Below are 20,798 nucleotides of genomic sequence, written 5' to 3' on the forward strand. Positions count from 1 at the left end.
CAAGGCTAGCGCTGCGCGCAGCGGATTGCCAGAAGCGTGGAGATCGGCGTAACCAGCGGCATGGCTCAGACCCCGCAAACCCCGCCCGCCTTGTTCGATCGCGCCTTGCTGAACGCGCGGCAGCGGCGCGCGCAGGCGCTGGGCGAGGTGACATTCCTGCTCGATCGCGTGGCCGAGGACATGTCGGACCGGCTGGCGGCGGTGATGCGCGAGTTTCAGGCGCCGGCTGACCTCTGGACGCCCGGCAGCGGGCTGCCGGCGCTGCGTACACCGCTTCCGTCCATCACACGGATTGCGCCCGATGCGAGTGGCGCGGAGGAGCTTCCGTTCGCGCCGGAAAGCCTCGATCTCGTCGTTTCGGCTTTGGCGCTGCAATTCGTCAATGACCTCCCGGGTGTGCTTGCGCAGGTTCGCCGGGCGTTGAAGCCGGACGGGCTGCTGCTCGCCGCGATGATCGGCGGCGACAGCCTCACTGAGCTGCGCCAGGCGTTTGCCGCGGCGGAGGCTGAATGCGAGGGCGGGGTGTCGCCGCGCGTGGCGCCGTTCGCCGACCTCCGCGACGTCGGCGCGCTGTTGCAGCGGGCGGGCTTCGCGCTGCCGGTCACCGACGTCGACCGTGTCGTGGTGCGCTATGGCAATGCGTTCGCCTTGATGCAGGATCTCCGCCGCATGGGCGCGGCCAATGTGCTGATCGAGCGGAGTCGCACGCCGACGCGGCGCGCAACGCTGCTGCGCATGGCCGAAATCTACGCCGAGCGCTTCGCCGATGCCGACGGCCGCATCCGCGCGACATTCGACATCGTGTGGCTCTCCGGCTGGGCGCCGCATGCCAGCCAGCAGCAGCCGCTGAAGCCGGGGTCGGCGAAGGCGAGTCTTGCGGAGGCGGTGAAGAAGGCGGGGAAGGAGTGATCCTCATGGTGAGGGGCGCGTAAGCGCCATCTCGAACCATGCAGGCCCGGCTCTTGCCGTGTGAGCCCGTGCTCACATCAACAGATCGATCAGGTGCGGGATCAGCGGTATGTCCGCGGGCGGCATCGGATAGTCGCGCAGCTTGTTGGCGCGGACCCAGGCCAGGGTCTGGCCTTCGCGCGCCGTAACTTGCCCTTCCCAGCGCCGGCAGATGTAGAGCGGCATCAACAGGTGAAAGGTCTCATAGCCGTAGCTCGCAAACGTCAGTGGCGCCAGGCAGGGCTCGGCGACGGTGATGCCGAGCTCCTCGTGGAGCTCGCGGATCAGGCTCTGCTCGGGCCGCTCGCCCGCCTCGAGCTTGCCGCCGGGAAATTCCCAGAGGCCGGCCAGCGCCTTGCCCTCTGGGCGCTGCGCGATCAGGACGCGCTTGTCGGCATCGACGAGCGCGCAGGCCACCACCAATGTCAGTTTGAGATCGGCCATGCTGCCTAGGACCGGTAGTCCCCGTTGATCGCGACATATTCCTTGGTGAGGTCGCACGTCATGACGCGGTCGCGGCCCTTGCCGAGCCCGAGCGAGACCTTGATCGCGATCTCCGGCGCCTTCATCGCTTCCGACACCTGCGCTTCGTCGTAAGACGGATCGCGTGCGCCGTTCTTGGCGACGCGGATGCCGTTGAAGGAGATCGAGAGCTTGTCGCGATCGGCCGGCTCGCCGGCCTTGCCGACCGCCATCACCACGCGGCCCCAATTGGCATCTTCGCCCGCGATCGCGGTCTTCACCAGCGGCGAGTTGGCGATCGACATCGCGATCTTGCGTGCGGAGGCCTTGGTCTTGGCGCCTTCGACCGTGATCTCGACCAGCTTGCGCGCGCCTTCGCCGTCGCGAGCCACCTGCTCGGCGAGATTGGCCAGAATCTGGTTGAAAGCCTTGACGAAGGCCTTCAGCCTGGGGTCGCTGGCGCGGCTGATCCGCGGCGCACCGTGTTCGGCGGCCGAGCCGGTCGCGAACGCCAGCAACGTGTCCGAGGTCGAGGTGTCGCCGTCGATCGTCACCGCATTGAAGGTGTCCTCGACGCCGGCCTTGAGCAGCGCCTGCAGCGCCGCGGGCGCGATCGGCGCGTCGGTGAAGATGAAGGACAGCATCGTCGCCATGTCGGGAGCGATCATGCCCGCGCCCTTGGCCATGCCGTTGATGGTGACCTTGGCCTTGCCGAGCTTGACGGTCGCGGTCGCGACCTTCGGGAAAGTGTCGGTGGTCATGATCGCCTTGGCCGCGGCGAGATAGTCGCCGGGCTCGGCGGTCTCGGCGAGACGGCCGAGCACGCCGTCGAACTTGGTCGCATCCAGCGGCTCGCCGATCACGCCGGTCGAGGCCAGGAAGATCTCGCTCTCGCTGCACCCGACCGCCTTGGCCGCGATCTTCGCGGTCAGCGCGGTCGAGGCGCGGCCGGTCTTGCCGGTGAAGGCATTGGCGTTGCCGGAGTTGACCACCAGCGCGCGCGCCTTGCCGCCTTTCAGCTTGGCGCGGCACCATTCGACCGGCGCCGAGGGACACTTCGACTTGGTGAAGACGCCGGCGACCGCCGTGCCCTTGTCCATCACCGCCAGCAGCACGTCGGTGCGGTTCTTGTAGCGGATGCCGGCCTCGGCCGTCGCAAGACGGACGCCCGCGATCACGGGCATGTCGGGGACGGTCTTCGGGGCGAGCGGGGAGACGGAGGAGGACATCGCGGGGCGCCTTGGTGGGGTCTGGACATGCAGATGGCCGGGGGATCCCCCGGCCATTGCGACGTTAGATACTATTGGCGTCCGCGAAGTGACAGCGAATTCTTACTTCTTCGCCGGGGGCGCCATCTTGCTGTCGGACGGCTTGGCAGTGTCCGCCGGCTTCGCATCGGACTTGGCGTCCTTGGACGCATCCGCCGCCGGCTGGTTCAGCCGCTCGACCTTGGCTTCGGTGCGCAGCTTGGCGACATATTCGGCCTGGGCCTTGCGGGTCACGTACTGCTCGATCTGGGCCTTGACCTGCTCGAAATCGGGCGCCTTGCGGTTGCGCTTTTCCTCGACCTTGATGACGTGCCAGCCGAACTGCGACTTCACCGGATCGGAGATCTTGCCGGGCTCGAGCGAGAACGCCACGGCCGAGAACTCCGGCACCATCTGCTCCTTTGTGAAGAAGCCGAGGTCGCCGCCATCGGCGGAGCCCGGGTCCTTGGACTTCTTCTTGGCGAGCTCGGCGAAATCGGCGCCCTTCTCGAGTTCGGCCTTCACCGCCTTGGCCTCGTCCTCGGTCTCGACCAGGATGTGGCGGGCGCGCACCTCCTGCTCGCCGCTGATCTGCTTGGAGGCCTCCTCGTAAACCTTCTTCATGGCGTCCGGCGTGGTGGCGGCCTTGCCCTCGCTGGCGAGCAGGCTGTCCATCAGGAGGCGATTGCGGGCGAATGCGAGGCGCTTCTTGAACTCCTCGCTGTCGGCGATCTTCTTGTCTTCGGCAGCCTTGCTGACGATCTTCATGTCGATCAGGAAGGACAGGACGTTCTCGTCCTTGGTCGCCGGGTCCATCTGGGCGAGGCTCGGCCCGAGTTCCTCCTCGGCCATGGTGACGTCGCTCTTCTTGATTTCCGCGCCATTGACCTTCGCCAGCACCGGATCATCGGCGGCCCGGAGCGGGCCCGCGAACGCCAGCAGGGACAGCGCCAGAGCGAGGCTCCCAGCCAGGGCGGACGCATGGCGAAAGCGCTGGCCGGTGGTTACCGGGAACGAGGTGGTCATGGAAAATCCTTATGTTGAAGCAGGGGGCTGCTCGAGCGGGGCGGACACTCGCCCAATTCAGGGGGGCTTGGCAACGCGAAAAGTCTGTCAAAATGATGAATTAGCCGCAATGCGCCCGCCGTTGACAAGGCCCTGACCGGGCCATATCTCTGGCCGGTCGCGACCATGGCGATAGCGTTTATTTTGCTGCGTTTTTGGCCGTTGAACCCAGACTTGCCCAATTCCCACCCATATGGCGGACGACCCCCGCAGTCCGGGCTCTGACGCCACGAGGCGTCACGGTGAGTTGATAGGCAGGCGGGTGACAACTTCTTAGGCCAACGCGGTTAATTCGCGAACACAGGAACTAAGCATGATCGGCGCGCTCGCCCGCAAGTTTTTCGGCTCCGCCAACGACCGGCGGGTGAAGGGATATCAGTCCCGCGTCAACGCGATCAACGCGCTGGAGCCCGAGCTGTCAAAGCTCTCTGACGAGGCGCTCAAGGCCCGCACCGCGGAATTCAAGCAGCAGCTCGCGAACGGCAAGACGCTCGACGACCTGCTGGTGCCTGCCTTCGCCACCGTGCGCGAGGCGGCCAAGCGCACGCTCGGCCAGCGCCATTTCGACGTCCAGCTGATCGGCGGCATGGTGCTGCACGAGGGCGACATCGCCGAGATGAAGACCGGCGAAGGCAAGACGCTGGTGGCAACGCTCGCGGTCTATCTCAACGCGCTCGCCGGCAAGGGCGTCCACGTCGTCACCGTCAACGACTATCTCGCCCGCCGCGACTCAGGCTGGATGGGGCAGATCTACGGCTTCCTCGGCATGACCACGGGCGTGATCGTCCATGGCCTCGATGACGCCGAGCGCAAGGCGGCTTATGCCTGCGACATCACCTACGGCACCAACAACGAATACGGCTTCGATTATCTCCGCGACAACATGAAGTACCGGCTCGAGGACATGGTCCAGCGGCCGCATTACTTCGCCATCGTCGACGAGGTCGACTCCATCCTGATCGACGAAGCACGCACGCCGCTGATCATCTCCGGTCCGCTCGACGACCGATCCGATTTCTACAACACCATCGACAGCTTCCTGCCCAAGCTCGACAAGACCGACTACGACGTCGACGAGAAGCAGCGCACCGTGACGCTCACCGAAGGCGGCATGGAGAAGATCGAGACGCTGCTGCGCGATGCCGGCCAGCTCAAGGGCGAGTCGCTCTACGACGTCGAGAACGTCTCCGTCGTGCACCACATCAACCAGGCGCTTCGCGCCCACACGCTGTTCACGCGCGACAAGGACTACATCGTCCGCGACAACGAGGTCGTCATCATCGACGAGTTCACCGGACGCATGATGCCGGGCCGCCGCTATTCGGAAGGCCTGCACCAGGCGCTGGAGGCCAAGGAGCACGTCCAGGTTCAGCCCGAGAACCAGACGCTGGCCTCGATCACCTTCCAGAACTACTTCCGCATGTACGAGAAGCTCGCCGGCATGACCGGCACGGCCGCGACCGAAGCGGACGAATTGTTCGACATCTACAAGCTGGAGGTCGTGGAGATCCCGACCAACCTGCCGGTCGCGCGCCTCGACGAGGACGATGAGGTCTACCGCACCCAGCAGGAAAAATACCGCGCGATCCTCGCCGAGATCGAGCGCGCGAATGCGCGGCTTCAGCCGGTGCTGGTCGGCACGGCGTCCATCGAGAAATCGGAGGTGCTCGCCGAGTTTCTCAAGAAGAACGGTTACAAGCAGATCGATTTCGGCAAGGAGAACGCGCTCGACAAGCTCTATGCCGCGGCCCGCGCCGGCAAGCCGGCCAAGCTGTTCGCGGTGCTGAACGCACGCTTCCACGAGCAGGAAGCCTATATCGTCGCTGAAGCCGGCGTGCCCGGCGCGATCACGATTGCGACCAACATGGCCGGCCGCGGCACCGACATCAAGCTCGGCGGCTCGCTCGAGATGCGCATCCAGCAGGAGACCGCAGGCATCGAGGACGAGGCCGAGAAGGCCAGGAAGATCGAGCAGATCAAGGCCGACATCGCGCATTTCCGCGAGATCGTGCTGAAGGCCGAGGAGACCGTCGAGCTCGAGCCGGCGAAGGGCTCCAAGCCGGCCAAGACCGTGAAGAAGCCCGGCGGCCTCTACATCATCGGCTCCGAGCGCCACGAATCCCGCCGCATCGACAACCAGCTGCGCGGCCGTTCCGGCCGTCAGGGCGATCCCGGCCGCTCCAAGTTCTTCCTGTCGCTGGAAGACGATCTGATGCGCATCTTCGGGTCGGACCGCCTCGACAGCATGCTCCAGCGTCTCGGCCTGCAGGAGGGCGAGGCCATCATCCATCCCTGGATCAACAAGGCACTGGAGAAGGCGCAGCAGAAGGTCGAGGCGCGCAACTTCGACATCCGCAAGAACCTGCTCAAGTTCGACAACGTCCAGAACGACCAGCGCAAGGTGATCTTCGATCAGCGCATCGAGCTGATGAAGGACGAGAGCGTTGCCGAGACCGTCACGGACATGCGCCATGCCTTCATCGACGATCTCGTCGCCAAGCACGTGCCCGAGCATGCCTATGCCGAACAGTGGGATGTTGCCGGGCTCAAGGACGAATTGAAGCGCGTGCTCGATCTCGACCTGCCGGTCGACGAATGGGCCAAGGAAGAGGGCATCGCCGACGAGGAGCTGCTCTCCCGCATCGAGACCAAGGCCGACGAGCACATGGCCGCCAAGGTCGCGCAATGGGGGCCCGACGTGATGCGCTACGTCGAGAAGACCATTTTGCTCCAGACCCTCGACCATCTCTGGCGCGAGCACCTGATCATGCTCGACCATCTGCGCCAGGTCATCGGCCTGCGCGGTTACGGCCAGCGCGATCCGTTGCAGGAGTACAAGACGGAAGCCTTCAATCTCTTCCAGGAGATGAGCGCTCACTTGCGCGAGGCCGTCACGGCGCAGCTGATGCGGGTCGAGATCGTCCCGCCGGAGCAGGAAGCTCCGGCGCTGCCGCCGATGGAAGCGCACAAGTTCGATCCGAACACCGGCGAGGACGAGATGGCGCTCGCCAGCGTTTCGCTCGGCGCCCAGGCCAGCGACGCCGCGCTGCGCGATCCCAAGAACCCCGCCAGCTGGGGCAAGGTCGGCCGCAACGAGGATTGCCCGTGCGGCTCAGGCAAGAAGTACAAGCACTGTCACGGGCGGTATGCCTGATCGGTGATCTCAAGACCTGGCGAACTCGCGTTGCTGTTTGGCCCGCGAGTTCGCCATGCGTTGAATGCTTCCGGACTGCGTTCTTCGGGAGAACGTCTCGCGGTTCGGGCATAGGCATTCCTGGTGTCGAAAGCCCTTCAGCTGCGCAGCTGGACCGACGACGGTCGCCGGCAGTCTGCGGACGCAGCAGCATCGGAGATGCATCCGGGTAGGCATCCAATCTTCGCCGCTGCTCTTTGTGATCTGAATCACCTCAACAGAGCTCAATCTGTGTTGTGATTGAATCACAATACGCGGTCCAGAAAATTGGAAACCAGACAATGCCCAAACGCGCGCTGCCGACTGCCTTCTGTGCTCTTGCCCTCAGTTTCTTAGCCTGCGGTTCTGCCCCTGCGAGTCAGGTGGTCGGATGGTGGGGCGGAACATGGTCGTGTAACATAGACGGCCGGTCGGCCCGGATGAAATGGGTTGCAGTTGATGACAGTCAGACCACCTGCAACGGCGGCACTTGCACGAGCAGCTCGGGAGTACGCTGGTCGGGCAGCTTCTCGGATAATGGCTCGCGATGGGTGAAGTTGACAAATCCACGCAGCGGAACGCAGGGCGGCGTCTACTTCCACCACGCTGATGGCAATAAATGGTACCTGGCCAAACCGGTGAGCAACAAGGCCGTGGGCTGGACGACCTGGAACGGCCAACGCTATGCCCTCTCGTGCTGGCGGTGATGCATCAAGCGCGGCCTGCTCGTCCTCCACATGGCTCCCGGGCGAGCCCTAAGCGCTGAATAAGAAGGCAACGCTGCACGACGAAGTCGGTTGAAGAAGCCGCCTAGGTTGCGCCGTCCGATCAGCCCTATCCGCTCAGGAGACCGCGGGAGCGATGATACAAGTTCCACCTGCGAGTACATTGGGATGACAATCCAGACTCCCCCGCTCCTCGGTCGCAACCCTGCACCTTGAATCTTACCTTCAACTGGTTGCGTTGGAGTTGAAATGTATCGCTGCGAGCGGCAGAACTTCCACCTGCTCGGGGTTGCCATACTTGCTGGACGGAAAGGACTCGCTCCGTACATTGAGATGCGTGACTCTCCCCTGCACAGAGCGGCAGGTGAGTGTGTCCGCCTCGCAAGGCGCCACGCTCGAGCTCACGAAGCCTAATTCGAACTGTCGATCAGGCTCTCCAGCAGCCGCTTGAGCTCGCTCGTCGACTTGTCGCCGTAGCTCTCCAGGATGTGCTCCTCCTGGTCCACCGCGAGCGAGTTGAGCTTCCTGCAGAGCACCTTGCCGCGATCGGAGATGAACATCAGCACCTTGCGGCGATCGTTGGGATCCTGCACGCGATAGACCAGCGTGTCGGAGACCATGCGGTCGATCATCTTCGTCAGGGTCGGATGGTTGAGCAGCACGGCATCCGCGAGTTCGCCCATCGAATGGCCGTTGCCATCCGACAGCACCTTCAGGATGCGCCATTGCTCGACCGGCACGCCCTCCTTGCTCAACCGCAATTCGAGCTGCCGGTTGATCTCCCGGTTGGCTTGCGCGAGCAGGTAGGCGAGATGTTCGGTGATCGGGGTGTTTTCTTTCGACGGTTTTGCCACGGCTAAGACTTCGTCTTGACCCAAATGAGTGAATGTCTTGCAATCGATGCTGCATCTATATGCACTTCAATTCTTGAATATTCAATATTTCCAAAATAGGATCATTGCCCAACAAACGGGCGGAAGCCGCGGCCGCCCGAAGAATGTGCTTTCAGGTCTGGTACCAGGCAGGAGTTGGCGTGCGCGCGACGGTAAATTTCCCGGCTCACGGCGGTCCGGCGTTGCCGCCGTCATTGCTGTTCAGGAATTTGTCGTCACCGGCGGCGGATGTCGACCTGTCGCCATTCGACGCGCAGGTCATGAAGCGCCGCGGCGCGCGCAACAAGCTGCGCATCGGCAATTTCCTCACTTTCACCGGCTCGCCCGGAATCTGGGGGCCGACCTCCACCAACAGCGCAATGTTGGCGGTCGCCGAGATCAACAAGCGCGGCGGCATTCTGGGCCGCGAGCTCGAGCTCACGATCTACGATTCCGGCGGCCCGATCGAAGACGTGGTGCGGCGGGCCGAGCACGCGATCGCCCTCGATGAAGTCGACCTGATCATGGGCTCGCACATCAGCGCGGTCCGCGTCGCGCTGCGCAAGGTCACCGGCAACCGCATCCCCTACATCTATACGCCCGTCTACGAAGGCGGCGAGCGCACGCCCGGCGTCATGGCGATCGGCGAAACGCCGCGGTGGCAGAGCCGGCCGTCGATCCACTGGCTCGCCGAGGTCAAGAAGGCGGCGCGCTGGTATCTGATCGGCAGCGACTACGTCTGGCCATGGCAATCGCATCGCGCGGTCAAGCGCTACATCAAGGAGGCGGGCGGCCAGGTCGTCGGCGAGGAGTTCGTGCCCGTCGGCGAGGACAATCATGAGCCGCATCTGGCCCGCATCCGTGCGGCAAGACCCGACGTGGTGCTGATCTCGCTGATCGGCACCGACAGCATCACCTTCAACCGCGCCTTCGCGGAAGCGGGCCTGGCGACGTCGACGCTGCGGCTTGCGGGCGCGATGGACGAGACGGTGCTGCTCGGCATCGGCGCCGACAACACCGAGAATCTGTTCTGTGCGTCCGGCTACTTCAACTGCATGGCCTCGCGCGCCAACGACGAGTTTCTCGGCGGCTACCAGGCCATGTTCGGCGCCAACGCGCCGCCGGTCGGCTCCGTCGGTCAGTCGAACTATGAGGGGCTGCGTTTCCTCGAATCCGTTGCCAATCGCGCCGGCTCGCTGGCGTTTCGGCCGCTGCTGAAGGCCGCGCGCAACACCGTCTACTCGGCCGGCCGTGGTCCTGTAACTCTTCGCGATGGCCGTGCCGAGATGCCGATGTATCTCGCTGAAGCCGACGGTCTCGACTTCAAGATCATCAAGGCGCTCTGAGAGGCGGCTGCTGATCCGTCGCAGCGGTCTTCGAAATAATACTTGAAAAGGAAAATATTTCCGTCTCTAGTAACGACGCGAAGCCGATCGGGCCGTGCCATGCAGGCGCGAGCAGATGTGGCTTCCGACCAACGCCAGGGATCAAGAAGCCTTCAAGGAGAGCGCCGTGACAGTTGCCCTTCCCACGCCAGCCCAACTTCGCAGTGTCGCCGAGCAATGCGGCCTTTCGCTCACCGATGATGACGTCGCCTCGTTCCGCGGCCTGATGCAAGGCTCGATCGAAGCCTACAACCTCGTTGCCACGATGCCGGACGAGCTGCCGGAGGTGAAATATCCGCGCACGCCGGGCTATCGGCCTTCGGCTGAAGAGAATCCGCGCAATGCCTGGTATCGCAAGTCGACCGTGAAGGGTGCGGCCAGCGGCAAGCTCAAGGGCAAGACCGTCGCGCTCAAGGACAACATCATGCTGGCCGGCGTGCCCATGACCAATGGCTCGTCGACGCTGGAAGGCTATGTGCCCGACTTCGACGCCACCATCGTCACGCGCATGCTGGATGCCGGCGCCGAGATCAAGGGCAAGGTGCATTGCGAGCACTTCTGCCTCTCCGGCGGCAGTCACACCGGCTCCTACGGACCCGTGCACAATCCGCACAAGATGGGCTATTCGGCCGGCGGCTCGTCGTCGGGCTCGGGTGTCGTCGTCGCGCTCGGCGAGGTCGACATGGCAATCGGCGGCGATCAGGGCGGCTCGATCCGCATGCCGTCCTCGTTCTGCGGCATCTACGGCATGAAGCCGACCTGGGGCCTCGTGCCCTATACCGGGATCATGCCGATCGAGATCTACGTCGACCATACCGGCCCGATGACCGCAACGGTCGAAGACAACGCGCTGCTGCTTGAAGTGCTCGCCGGCGACGACGGCTACGATCCGCGCATCAAGGCGCCGAAGGTCGAGGAGTACACCAAGGCGCTCGGCCAGGGCGTCAAGGGAATGAAGATCGGTATCCTCAAGGAGGGCTTCGAGCAGCCGACGGCAGAGGCCGCGGTGAACGAAAGCGTCCGCGAGGCCGCAAAGCGCTTCAAGGATCTGGGCGCCAGCGTGGAGACCATCTCGGTCCCGATGCATCTTCTGGGCGGCGCGATCTGGACCCCGATCGGCACCGAGGGCCTGACCCAGACCATGATGTTCGGCGACGGTTACGGCCTCAGCCGCGGCGATCTCTATTCGACCTCGCTGATGGATTTCCATCGTGGCTGGCGCCGGCAGGCGGACTCGCTGTCCGAGACGACCAAGTTGTTCATGCTGCTCGGCACCTACATCAACAACAATTTCGGTCCGCGCTTCTACGGCAAGGCCCTCAACATCTCGCGCCGGCTGACGGCGGCCTACGACAAGGCGTTCAAGGATTACGATCTGCTTCTGCTGCCGACGACGCCGATGAAGGCCACCAAGCTGCCGGAGCCGAATGCCAGTCGCGAGGAATACGTTGCGCGCGCGCTGGAGATGATCTCCAACACCGCGCCGTTCGACATCACGCATCATCCGGCAATGTCGCTGCCATGCGGAATGGTTGACGGTCTGCCGGTCGGCCTGATGCTGGTCGGACGCATGTTCGAGGAGTCCACCATCTACCGCGCCGCCCACGCCTTCGAGAAGATCGGCGATTGGAAGAAGATGTGAGCGGACTATCAATGCAGACGGGCGGAACAGCAGCGCATGGCTAACGCGTTCGTTGCGGCGTTCGAGATCCTGAGCTTCGGCGCGATCATTGTCCTGATCGTGCTGGGGCTCGGGATCATCGCCAGCATGATGGGCATCTTCAACTTCGCGCAGGGCGAGTTCGTCCTGCTCGGCGCCTACATCACCTATCTCGCCTATGCCAAGGGCCTGCCCATCTGGGCCGGCATGGTCGCAGCGCCCTTCGTGGTCGGCGCGCTCGGCTTCGTGCTGGAGGCGCTGATCATCCGACGATTCTATGCCGCGCCGATTGTCGCCATGCTCGGCACCTATGCGCTCGGCCTGATCATCCGCGAATCCGTGCGCGGCCTGATCGGCGGCTTTTATCTCACCGTGCCGGAGCCGATCGGCGGCTCGATCGATATCGGCGCCATGCACATCTCGGCCTGGCGCTTCACCATCATCGTCATCACGCTCCTGGTGATGGGCGCCTGCTATCTGCTGCTGTCGCGCACGAGCTTTGGCCTGCGCGTGCGGGCGACGCTGGAGAATCCGTCGCTGGCACGTGCCTCCGGCATCTCAACGCCATTGATCTACGGCGCGACCTTCGCCTTCGGTGCGGCGCTTGCCGGGCTTGCCGGCGCGCTGATCGTGCCGGTGTTCAGCCTGTTCGCCGATCTCGGCCTGCGCTTCCTGATCCAGGGCTTCGTCGCGGTCATGGTCGGTGGTGTCGGCTCGTTCATCGGACCGGTTGCCGGTGCCGGCGTCATTGGCACGCTCAGCGCCGCGCTGCCCTGGGTGATGGCGCCCGTCGTCGCCGACGTCCTCGTCTTCGTCCTCGCCATCGTCTTCATCAAATTCCGCCCGCAGGGCCTCATCGCTGGAAAAGGGGTTTAATCACATGTTCGATCGTACTCAGCTCACGCGACGTCGCTTTCTTTCCAATTTCGCATTTGCTTCCGGAGCCGTCGCAACCGGCGTCGGCAGCTGGGTGATCCCGGCGCCCTGGGCCAACGCGGCCGAGGGCCCGATCAAGGTCGGCATCGCCACCGATCTCACTGGTCCGATCGCCTATGCCGGCAACGCCGACGCCAACGTCGCCAAGATGGTGATCAAGGAGATCAACGCCGCCGGCGGCCTGCTCGGCCGTCCGCTCGAGCTCTACATCGAGGATACCGCCTCCAACGAATCCGTCGCGGTCGGCAACGTGCGCAAGCTGATTCAGCGCGACAAGGTAGACATGGTGCTGGGCGGCATCACCTCGTCGATGCGCAACGCGATCAAGGACCCGATCGTGGCGCGCGGCAAGACGCTCTACATCTACCCGCAGCTCTACGAGGGCAAGGAGTGCACGCCCTATCTGTTCTGCACCGGCCCGACCCCGGCGCAGCAATGCGACGAGTTCATCCCCTGGCTGATCAAGAACGGCGGCAAGAAGTTCGCGCTGCCGAGCGCCAACTACGTCTGGCCGCACACGCTCAACGTTTACGCGCGCAAGGTGATCGAATCCAACGGCGGCGAGGTCGTGTTCGAAGAATATTATCCGCTCGACCAGGTCGATTTCTCATCGACCGTCAACCGCATCATCTCCAACAAGGTGGACGTGGTCTTCAACACCGTCATCCCGCCCGGCGTCGGCCCGTTCTTCAAGCAGCTCTACGAAGCCGGCTTCCTCAAGAACGGCGGGCGGCTCGCCTGCGTCTACTATGACGAGAACACGCTCAACATCAACCAGGCCGCCGAGATCGAAGGCCTCGCCAGCTGTCTCGATTACTTCAAGGTGCTGACCAAGGAGAATCCGTTCGACGCCAAGATCCAGGCTGCTTACGAGAAGGACTTCCCCGGCAACTTCCTCTTCGCTGCCGGCAGTGCCGCCACCGGCACCTATCGCGGTCTCAAGCTGTGGGAAGCTGCGGTCAAGGAGGCCGGCAAGATCGACCGCGAATCGGTCGCGGCCGCGCTCGATCACGCCAAGATCGCCGAGGGTCCCGGCGGACCCGCCGAGATGGTTCCGGGCAAGCGGCACTGCAAGATGAAGATGTACACCGCGGTCGCCAAGGGCGGAAACTACGAGATCGTTGCGCGCAGCAGCGGCCTCGTCGATCCCAAGGAATGCTGACGCGCGCCGCTCGTCACCTCTCCCCCCGGGGGAGAGGTGCAGTGCCCGCCGCAAGGTGCTTTAACTCGGAATGCTGAAGTCCATGGGTGCAGCCAAGCAAGCGATCCACGCCGCCGTCGCGGATGAGGCGGATGTTTCGGTGGCAGAAGGCGTGCCGGCCGAGCGACCGACCACACGAAAAGTCCTGCCTATCGTCGAGGGCGTCGTGCTCGTCGCGGCGCTGCTCGCGCCGCTGGTGCTGCAGGACTATCTCACGGTGTTCGCGACGCGCGTCATCATCCTGGCACTGTTCGCATTGTCGTTCGACCTGGTCTGGGGCTATGCCGGCATCATGAGCTTCGGCCAGGCCCTGTTCTTCGGCTCGGCCGGCTACGGCGTGGCGCTGCTCGCGCGTGACCTCAACGTCACCAACATCCTTCTGGTGCTGCCGGCGGGTACGCTGATCGGCCTGACCTTCGCGCTGCTGCTCGGCGGCTTCCTGCTGCTGGGACGGCATCCCTCCAGCGTCATCTTCGTCTCGCTCGGCACATTGACCGGCTCCTACGCCGCCGATCGCCTCGCGCGCGGCTGGTACTATCTCGGCGGCCAGAACGGCATCCCCTCAATCGCGCCGATGTCGCTCGGCAGCTATGATTTCACCGAGGGCCCCGCCTTCTACTATCTGGTGCTCGGCATCCTCGTCGTGGTCTATCTGCTGTGCCGTTTCCTGGTGCGCTCGCAATTCGGTCTTGCGCTCGCCGGCCTGCGCGAGAACGAGCAGCGCATCGCCTTCTTCGGCTACAAGGCGCAGCATCTTAAAGCGATCATCTTCACCATCGGCGGGGCCGTCGCCGGTCTCGCCGGCAGCCTCTATGCCTTCCACGAAGGCTTTGTCTGGCCCAACATGGTCGGCGTCGTGGTCTCGACCCAGGTCGTGCTCTACGTTCTGTTTGGCGGCTCCGGCACGCTGATCGGCGCGGTGATCGGTGCCATCATCGTCGAGGGCGTCAGCTTCTGGCTCTCGGACAATTACCGCGACATCTGGCCGATCATCCTCGGTCTGCTGCTGCTGCTCGTGATCCTGTTCCGCCCGCTCGGCCTGATCAGCTTCGTGCTCGGCGAGCGCGAGCGCGTCGGCAGCTTTGGCGCCAAGCCGAAGGAGAAGCGCAATGCCGCTCCTTGAAGCCGCCGGCGTCAAGAAAGTCTTCGGCAAGCTGACCGCGCTCGATGGCGCCTCGCTCACCGTCGGCGAGAACGAATTCCACGGCCTGATCGGCCCGAACGGCTCCGGCAAGAGCACGCTGATGAAGTGCATCGCCGGCGCCGAGGTGCCGACGCAGGGCAAGGTGTCGTTCGTCAACACCGATATTACCGAGTTCACGCCGACCGAGCGCGCCCGCGCCGGCATGAGCCTGAAATTCCAGATCACCTCCGTGCTGCCGTCGCTGACGCTCTACGACAACATCCTGCTCGCGCTGCAGGCGCAGTGCTCGCTGCTCGATCTCGTGTTCTCGCGCACGCGCGGGCTCCTGCACGACCAGGTCATGACCATGCTGACCCAGTTCCGGCTCGCCGACCGCGCCTTCGAGGCGGCGGCGGCGTTGTCGCACGGCCAGCAGCAATGGCTGGAGATCGCGATGGCGTTGGCAGGCAAGCCGAAGCTGCTGCTGCTCGACGAGCCGACCGGCGGCATGAGCCTGGAGGAGCGCCGCGTCACCGGCGAATTGCTGCAGCCGATCAAGCAGCATTGCTCGCTCGTCATCGTCGAGCACGACCTCGATTTCATCCGCGACATCTGTGATCGGCTGACCGTGCTCGACCAGGGCAAGGTGCTGGCATCCGGCACGGTGTCCGAGATCCAGGCCAACAAGTCCGTCCAGGAGATCTATCTGCGCCGTGCCTGAATTTTTGGATATCAAGCATCTCGACGCCGGCTACGGCCGCAGCCAGGTCCTGTTCGACGTCAACCTCGGCATTCCCTGGCGCGGCGGCGTCGCCGTGCTCGGGCGCAACGGCGCCGGCAAGACCACGCTGATGAAGACCATCGTCGGCGAATTGCCGGCGTGGAAGGGCGAGGTCGCCTTCGACGGCCGCGACATCAGCCGCCGCGCCACCCAGGAGCGCGTGCGCGCCGGCATCGGCTACGTGCCGCAGGAGCATTCGGTGTTCGCGCGCCTGTCGGTGCGCGACAATCTCGCCGTCGGCTCGCTCGCGCGCAAGGATGCCTCTGCCATCGACCGCGTGCTGACGATTTTCCCCAAGCTCGGCCAGCGCCTCGACCAGCCTGCCGGCACGCTCTCGGGCGGCGAGCGCAAGATGCTCGCCATCGGCCGCGCCATGCTGGGCGATCCGAAGCTGCTGCTGCTGGACGAGCCCACCGAAGGCGTCTGGATCGGCGTCATCGAGGAGATCACCGAACGCCTGATCGATCTCGCCAAGGAGATCGCCGTCATCATCGTCGAGCAGCACCTCGACCTGGCGCTGCGCGTCGCCGACTACGCCTACGTGCTCGACCGCGGCCGGGTCGCGCTGCAAGGCGAGGCGGGCGAGGTGAGAAGCAATCCGGAGCTGATGCGCTATCTGGCGCCGTAGGCGCCAGTTGTTCGTGAGTGAGCCGCTGTGCTCGCTGCCCACTTCGACTGTTATGCCGCCGATGGCGGGGCACCCAGTACGCTGCGGCTTCTCGGTTCAACCACAAGCGTCTCTGGAAGGCTGATCGCCCGCCTTCGCGGGCGATGACAGTGCGAGTGTGGAGCGAAACCGAAAGTCGCCCGCTACCTCACCGCCCCAAAGCGGCTCTCGAACGAGTTCGACTGCACCACCGGAGCGGCGCCCATGATCTGCGTCGCTTCACTCGCGCCATCGCTCACCGACGGCTTCAGCGCGGGGCGCGTCTGGGCGAGACGCGTGTCGGGCTTCGCCGGCTCGGCGGGCTTGGCCGCAACGATCGGCTTCGGCGCCTCCTTCGCGGCATCCTTGGACTTGTCGTGCCCGGGCACGAACCGTGTCACGGCGGCTTTGAGCCGCGACGCCGCGGTTGGCGGATTCGGCGTCGTGGTGGCCGGAGCGACCGAGGCGGTGGTTTGCGCCGGCGGCGTGGTCGCCGTCGTCTCCGACGAGCCGATGCCCATCTTGCGTCCGAGATTGGAGAAGAAGCCGCCGCCTTGTGATTTCTCCTGGGATTTATTCGCCAGCGCAGCATTGGCAACGCGGGTGCTGGCGGGCGCGTTCACCGCGACGACCGGCTCTTCCTGCGATGCAGGCGCGGATGCCACGGCGTCGAGATTCGGCTTGGGCGGGTTGACGTGGCTGGGGATCGTGCCGGGCGCCTTCGCCATCGCCAGCATCTGCAGCGTGGTGCCTTCGGCGCTCTCGGACAGGCCGGTCGAGCCTTCCGGAATCTTCGCGGCGAACACCTTGTTCATGCCGCCGTCGATGCCGGTGTTCAGGCGCGCCACGGGCGTGCCCTTGGCGACAAGCCTTGCATATTCAGCCTCGTCCTTCGCCTGCTTCTGGCGGACAGCGCTGGCGATCTCCTCGGGGATCACATAGGCCGGGCATTTCGCCGAGGCGTCGAACACGGGGTCACGCTTGGCGTCCGCAGGCTTTGCCGCATCGAAGACGTATTTCTTCTCGCAGAAATCGACCTTCGGCTCCTGCCGCGTCACCTCGAAATGATCATAGCCTTCCTTGATCATCTTCCAGAACGGCATGTTCGGGTTGTTCCGGTGCCTGGCCATGTTCACCGGAGTCATCTTGAACGGATAGGCCTGCAGCTGGAATGCCTTCTGGCCGCCGAAGAAGGATTCGCGCCCGAGCGAATAGATCTCCGCGATCTGCTCGTCGGTCATCGCGTAGCAGCCGCGCGAGGAGCAATCGCCATGCACCATCAGCTGCGAGCCGGTGCGCCCCAGCGCCTTGTCGAACGCGTTCGGGTAACCCGTGTTGAACGACAGGTAATAGGCCGATTGCGGATTCATCTGGCTCGGATTGATCGAGTAGAATCCCTCCGGCGCCTGCCGGTCGCCTTCGCGCACCTTCGGTCCGAGGTCGCCCGACCAGCGGCAGATCGGATAGGTCTTGAGCAGGGCGAACTGGCCGCTCCGTGTCTGCTTCCAGATCTCGAGCTCGGCCTCCTGCTTGAACAGCCGGACCAGGATCGGCGATTGCAGGTCCATGTCCTTCTCGGCCATCGCGGCGATCAGCTTCGGCGGCACCGGCTGGTTGGCCTTGGCGTTGGTCGCGAGCGAGACCTGGTCGGTGTTGCAGCCCGAGAGCAGGACGCCGGCCGTCATCAGCGCAACCGAAGCCAAGAGCGCGCGAGCAAGCGAACGAGAAATCAAGATCGACCCCACACCGTGCCGGGCAGCGAGCGCAAACCCCAATCGTTTGGAGCACGATCCGACCGGATGACCGGGCCCGCCTGGGACGGGTTTTTCAGACCACGCTCCAGCGCTTATGCCCTGAAGCCATTGATTAAAATTCTAACCTCTGGGTCATGTGGTCGCAACCCGAGCGGGGATCACGAGGGCGTTGGCCCAGTGGCATGGTCAACGAAGACTGAATGGACGCGACTTTGGGCCGGACTTGGGCTTTTCGGGCCCATCACCACTCAGATCGCCGATTTGGGCAAAAAAAGGGTTAATGCGGGGTTACCTGGCCCGGCCCGACATTCCGGTTTCGCCCTTTGGACGCCCGGAATGACGGCCCAATGCCAAATCAGCCCAGTTTCCGGCCGATCTCCAGGAATTTCTGCCGCCGCTGCTTGCGGATGGCCTCGCCATCAAGCCCGCGCAGCTCGTCGAAGGCCTTGGCGATCGCATCGCCCGTGGTGGCGATCATGGCGGCGGGGTCGCGGTGGGCGCCGCCGACCGGCTCCTTCAGGATGGCGTCGATCACCCCGAAGCGGAGCATGTCCTGGGCGGTGATCTTCATGTTGTTGGCGGCTTCCTGCGCCTTGGTGCCGTCGCGCCAGAGGATGGAGGAGGCGGCCTCGGGGGAGATCACGCTGTAGATGGCGTGCTCCAGCATCAGCACCTTGTTGGCGGTGGTGATGGCGATGGCGCCGCCCGACATGCCCTCGCCGGTGATGATGGCAACGTTCGGCACGGTCAGTGCCAGGCACGCATCGGTCGAGCGCGCGATCGCCTCGGCTTGGCCGCGCTCCTCGGCGCCGATGCCGGGATAGGCGCCTGCCGAATCGGCGAGCGACAACACGGGCAGGCCGAACCGCTCGGCCATCTCCATCAGCCGCACGCATTTGCGATAGCCTTCCGGCCGGGCCATGCCGAAATTGTGCCGGATGCGGCTCTCGGTGGAATCGCCCTTTTCCTGGCCCATCACGCAGATCGGCTCGCCACGGAAACGGCCGAAGCCGGCGACCAGCGCCTCGTCCTCGCCGAACTTGCGGTCGCCGGCGAGCGGGGTGAATTCGGTGATCAGGCCCTTGATGAAGTCGTTGAAATGCGGGCGCTGCGGATGCCGCGCCACCAGCGTCTTCTGCCAGGGCGTCAGGTTCTGATAGAGGTCGGCCAGCGCCTGCGCCGCCTTGTCCTCGATGCGCGAGACTTCCTCGGCAATGTCGGTGCCGGAGGCTGCCATGGCCCGCAGCTCGTCGAGCTTGGAATCGAGCTCGGCAACGGGCTTTTCAAAGTCGAGATAGCTGCGCATCTGGTCTTGCATCAACTCAATATAGGGAGGACGGGGCGAGGCGGCGAAGCGGATTTAGATTGTCGGAAAGAAGTGTAGCTTCTTCAATGGGTTGACCTGTGCGCTGCGAGCGAGCCCGCCAATCAGTCGAAAGGCCCCGGCTCTTTCTGCGGAGAAGTGGCCGAAGTCAAGGCGGTTTCATGGGTCGCCCCTGGCCCGGATGAAGCGCGGCGCAACCCGGGGGGTCTACCCGCAAGGTGAGAATCCCGGATTTCGCTGCGCTCCATCCGGGCTACGGAAAACTCACTTCTCCGCCAGCGGGTGCAGGTCGCGCACGAGGCTCTTCAGCCGTTCCTCGACCACATGGGTGTAGATCTGGGTCGTGGAGATGTCGGTGTGGCCGAGCAGGGTCTGCACGATGCGCAGGTCCGCGCCATTGTGCAGCAGATGGCTCGCAAAGGCGTGGCGCAGCACGTGCGGAGACACCAGCCGGGCCTGCAGGCCCGATGCGACCGCGAGCTCCTTGAGGTCGCGGGCAAAATGCTGCCGCGTCAGATGCCCGCTTTCGCCGAAGGACGGGAATAGCCATTTCGAGGCGGCCAAGCTGTTCTTCTTGTCGCCCTTGGCGGCTTCCGTCGCGGCGAGATAATCGGCCATCGCCTGGCGCGAGGCCTCGTTCAGCGGCACCAGCCGCTCCTTGTTGCCCTTGCCGCGCACCACGATCATGCGTGCATCACGCTTGGCCGCCGAGCGCGGCAGCGCCACCAGCTCGGAGACGCGCAGGCCCGTGGCATAGAGCACCTCGAGCAGGCAATAGAGCCGCAAGCTTCGCATCCGTTTCGATGGAGAGGCGTCTTGCGCCTCGCTCAATTCCTTGGCGCGGCGAAGCATGCGATCGACGTCTGCGATCGACAGCACCTTTGGCAGTCCGCGGCCGCGCTTGGGGCCGGACAGGATCGCGGCGGGATCGTCGGTCCGGATGCGCTCGTTCAGCAGGAAGCGATAGAGATGCCGCATCGCCGACAGCCGACGTGCGACGCTGGTGGATTTGAAGCCGCGGGCGTCGAGGTGGGCAAGATAGTCGCGCAGCGTTTGCGTCTCCGCATCCGCAAAATTGTGGCCGGCTCGGCCCAGGAACTCCGAGAAATCGGCGAGGTCGCGGCGATAGGCATCGAGCGTGTTGGGCCCGGCACCTTGTTCCGCGGCGAGCATGTCGAGGAACAGGCCGATGAGCTTGGTGTCTGAGGGCTTGGTGCGCATGCCCCGGAGGCTAGCTCCTATTTCTTGAGAAACTTATCCGGCGGGATCGTCACGATCATCTCCCGCGACTTGGGGCTGACGAAATTCGCCAACGCGAAAACCGCGGCGTAGACGATGCCTGCGATCACGGCGACGACCGTCAGGAAGCGGAACAGGCTGGGCATCGGCGAGATCTCGGAGACGGGGCCGGACGGACAAATTAATCAATGAAATCATCCAACATGTTCGTCCTTTCATGGCAAGAGTCCTCTGGCGAGGGCCCTTGTGGGGTCGTAT

At 64.4% G+C, this 20,798-nt stretch carries 18 protein-coding genes; 10 read left to right on the forward strand and 8 right to left on the reverse strand.

Annotation, left to right across the window (positions count from 1 at the left end; all coding sequences use genetic code 11):
- Nucleotides 1-60 precede the first annotated feature (60 nt).
- On the forward strand, nt 61-909 hold the full coding sequence (locus tag K408_RS0112765; protein WP_028145882.1) for a methyltransferase domain-containing protein: 849 nt from the start codon (nt 61-63) through the stop codon (nt 907-909).
- Nucleotides 910-981: 72 nt separating this feature from the next.
- Here K408_RS0112765 and mutT read toward each other — a convergent pair whose 3' ends face one another.
- The 3 genes from mutT to K408_RS0112780 form a co-directional block, all read right to left on the reverse strand.
- Nucleotides 982-1,392 carry an 8-oxo-dGTP diphosphatase MutT gene (gene mutT / locus K408_RS0112770; RefSeq protein WP_024339274.1) on the reverse strand — a complete coding sequence of 137 codons (411 nt, stop codon included), beginning with the start codon at nt 1,390-1,392 and terminating at the stop codon, nt 982-984.
- 5 nt (nt 1,393-1,397) lie between these two features.
- Complete coding sequence (gene argJ / locus K408_RS0112775; protein ID WP_024339273.1) at nt 1,398-2,639, reverse strand: bifunctional glutamate N-acetyltransferase/amino-acid acetyltransferase ArgJ; 1,242 nt, start codon at nt 2,637-2,639, stop codon at nt 1,398-1,400.
- A gap of 102 nt (nt 2,640-2,741) precedes the next feature.
- A complete protein-coding gene (locus tag K408_RS0112780; protein ID WP_024339272.1) occupies nt 2,742-3,683 on the reverse strand; it encodes a peptidylprolyl isomerase in 942 nt (313 codons plus the stop codon).
- A gap of 352 nt (nt 3,684-4,035) precedes the next feature.
- On the opposite strand from K408_RS0112780, the gene secA reads away from it, so the two are divergent.
- On the forward strand, nt 4,036-6,876 hold the full coding sequence (gene secA, locus K408_RS0112785; RefSeq protein WP_024339271.1) for a preprotein translocase subunit SecA: 2,841 nt from the start codon (nt 4,036-4,038) through the stop codon (nt 6,874-6,876).
- Between the two features lie 320 nt (nt 6,877-7,196).
- Nucleotides 7,197-7,601, forward strand: coding sequence for a DUF6006 family protein (locus tag K408_RS44290; RefSeq protein ID WP_080654873.1), 405 nt, complete (start codon nt 7,197-7,199; stop codon nt 7,599-7,601).
- A 428-nt stretch (nt 7,602-8,029) separates the two neighbouring features.
- On the opposite strand, the gene K408_RS0112790 is transcribed toward K408_RS44290, so the two are convergent.
- Nucleotides 8,030-8,473, reverse strand: a complete 444-nt coding sequence (locus tag K408_RS0112790) for a MarR family winged helix-turn-helix transcriptional regulator (RefSeq protein WP_024339270.1) — start codon at nt 8,471-8,473, stop codon at nt 8,030-8,032.
- A gap of 179 nt (nt 8,474-8,652) precedes the next feature.
- On the opposite strand from K408_RS0112790, the gene K408_RS0112795 reads away from it, so the two are divergent.
- The 7 genes from K408_RS0112795 to K408_RS0112825 all read left to right on the forward strand — a co-directional run bounded on the left by K408_RS0112795 (nt 8,653) and on the right by K408_RS0112825 (nt 16,205).
- Nucleotides 8,653-9,837, forward strand: a complete 1,185-nt coding sequence (locus K408_RS0112795) for a substrate-binding domain-containing protein (protein WP_024339269.1) — start codon at nt 8,653-8,655, stop codon at nt 9,835-9,837.
- A 166-nt stretch (nt 9,838-10,003) separates the two neighbouring features.
- Nucleotides 10,004-11,518, forward strand: a complete 1,515-nt coding sequence (locus tag K408_RS0112800) for an amidase (protein ID WP_024339268.1) — start codon at nt 10,004-10,006, stop codon at nt 11,516-11,518.
- Nucleotides 11,519-11,554: 36 nt separating this feature from the next.
- Nucleotides 11,555-12,412, forward strand: coding sequence for a branched-chain amino acid ABC transporter permease (locus tag K408_RS0112805; protein ID WP_024339267.1), 858 nt, complete (start codon nt 11,555-11,557; stop codon nt 12,410-12,412).
- Nucleotides 12,413-12,416: 4 nt separating this feature from the next.
- Nucleotides 12,417-13,634, forward strand: coding sequence for a substrate-binding protein (locus K408_RS0112810; protein ID WP_024339266.1), 1,218 nt, complete (start codon nt 12,417-12,419; stop codon nt 13,632-13,634).
- A gap of 82 nt (nt 13,635-13,716) precedes the next feature.
- On the forward strand, nt 13,717-14,796 hold the full coding sequence (locus K408_RS0112815; RefSeq protein ID WP_433994135.1) for a branched-chain amino acid ABC transporter permease: 1,080 nt from the start codon (nt 13,717-13,719) through the stop codon (nt 14,794-14,796).
- Complete coding sequence (locus tag K408_RS0112820) at nt 14,783-15,517, forward strand: ABC transporter ATP-binding protein (protein ID WP_024339264.1); 735 nt, start codon at nt 14,783-14,785, stop codon at nt 15,515-15,517. The genes K408_RS0112815 and K408_RS0112820 overlap by 14 nt, the downstream gene beginning before the upstream one ends.
- Nucleotides 15,510-16,205 (forward strand): branched-chain amino acid ABC transporter ATP-binding protein, encoded by a 696-nt coding sequence (locus K408_RS0112825; RefSeq protein ID WP_024339263.1) that lies wholly within the window; start codon nt 15,510-15,512, stop codon nt 16,203-16,205. The genes K408_RS0112820 and K408_RS0112825 overlap by 8 nt, the downstream gene beginning before the upstream one ends.
- Before the next feature lie 182 nt (nt 16,206-16,387).
- Here the strand turns inward: K408_RS0112825 and K408_RS0112830 are convergent, their stop codons facing one another.
- The 4 genes from K408_RS0112830 to K408_RS38000 form a co-directional block, all read right to left on the reverse strand.
- On the reverse strand, nt 16,388-17,908 hold the full coding sequence (locus K408_RS0112830) for a L,D-transpeptidase family protein (protein ID WP_051160668.1): 1,521 nt from the start codon (nt 17,906-17,908) through the stop codon (nt 16,388-16,390).
- Nucleotides 17,909-18,332: 424 nt separating this feature from the next.
- The gene (locus tag K408_RS0112835; RefSeq protein WP_024339261.1) at nt 18,333-19,295 is read right to left on the reverse strand and encodes an acetyl-CoA carboxylase carboxyltransferase subunit alpha; all 963 of its coding nucleotides are present in this window, start codon (nt 19,293-19,295) and stop codon (nt 18,333-18,335) included.
- A 270-nt stretch (nt 19,296-19,565) separates the two neighbouring features.
- Entirely contained in the window at nt 19,566-20,522 is a 957-nt protein-coding gene (xerD, locus tag K408_RS0112840; protein WP_024339260.1) for a site-specific tyrosine recombinase XerD, read from the reverse strand.
- A gap of 17 nt (nt 20,523-20,539) precedes the next feature.
- Nucleotides 20,540-20,686, reverse strand: a complete 147-nt coding sequence (locus K408_RS38000) for a hypothetical protein (RefSeq protein WP_035698066.1) — start codon at nt 20,684-20,686, stop codon at nt 20,540-20,542.
- Nucleotides 20,687-20,798 lie beyond the last annotated feature (112 nt).

The sequence above is a fragment of the Bradyrhizobium sp. in8p8 genome, assembly GCF_000426845.1.
GTDB classification, from domain to species: Bacteria; Pseudomonadota; Alphaproteobacteria; order Rhizobiales; family Xanthobacteraceae; genus Bradyrhizobium; species Bradyrhizobium japonicum_C.

Bases quoted from the DNA above. Each gene is read 5' to 3' on its own strand.
- secA (WP_024339271.1), top strand. From the start codon at position 4,036: ATGATCGGCGCGCTCGCCCGCAAGTTTTTCGGCTCCGCCAACGACCGG.
- K408_RS0112810 (WP_024339266.1), top strand. From the start codon at position 12,417: ATGTTCGATCGTACTCAGCTCACGCGACGTCGCTTTCTTTCCAATTTC.
- K408_RS0112765 (WP_028145882.1), top strand. From the start codon at position 61: ATGGCTCAGACCCCGCAAACCCCGCCCGCCTTGTTCGATCGCGCCTTG.
- K408_RS0112780 (WP_024339272.1), bottom strand. From the start codon at position 3,683: ATGACCACCTCGTTCCCGGTAACCACCGGCCAGCGCTTTCGCCATGCG.
- K408_RS44290 (WP_080654873.1), top strand. From the start codon at position 7,197: ATGCCCAAACGCGCGCTGCCGACTGCCTTCTGTGCTCTTGCCCTCAGT.
- K408_RS0112805 (WP_024339267.1), top strand. From the start codon at position 11,555: ATGGCTAACGCGTTCGTTGCGGCGTTCGAGATCCTGAGCTTCGGCGCG.
- mutT (WP_024339274.1), bottom strand. From the start codon at position 1,392: ATGGCCGATCTCAAACTGACATTGGTGGTGGCCTGCGCGCTCGTCGAT.
- K408_RS0112820 (WP_024339264.1), top strand. From the start codon at position 14,783: ATGCCGCTCCTTGAAGCCGCCGGCGTCAAGAAAGTCTTCGGCAAGCTG.
- K408_RS0112835 (WP_024339261.1), bottom strand. From the start codon at position 19,295: ATGCAAGACCAGATGCGCAGCTATCTCGACTTTGAAAAGCCCGTTGCC.
- K408_RS38000 (WP_035698066.1), bottom strand. From the start codon at position 20,686: ATGCCCAGCCTGTTCCGCTTCCTGACGGTCGTCGCCGTGATCGCAGGC.
- argJ (WP_024339273.1), bottom strand. From the start codon at position 2,639: ATGTCCTCCTCCGTCTCCCCGCTCGCCCCGAAGACCGTCCCCGACATG.
- K408_RS0112815 (WP_433994135.1), top strand. From the start codon at position 13,717: ATGGGTGCAGCCAAGCAAGCGATCCACGCCGCCGTCGCGGATGAGGCG.
- xerD (WP_024339260.1), bottom strand. From the start codon at position 20,522: ATGCGCACCAAGCCCTCAGACACCAAGCTCATCGGCCTGTTCCTCGAC.
- K408_RS0112830 (WP_051160668.1), bottom strand. From the start codon at position 17,908: ATGACGGCCGGCGTCCTGCTCTCGGGCTGCAACACCGACCAGGTCTCG.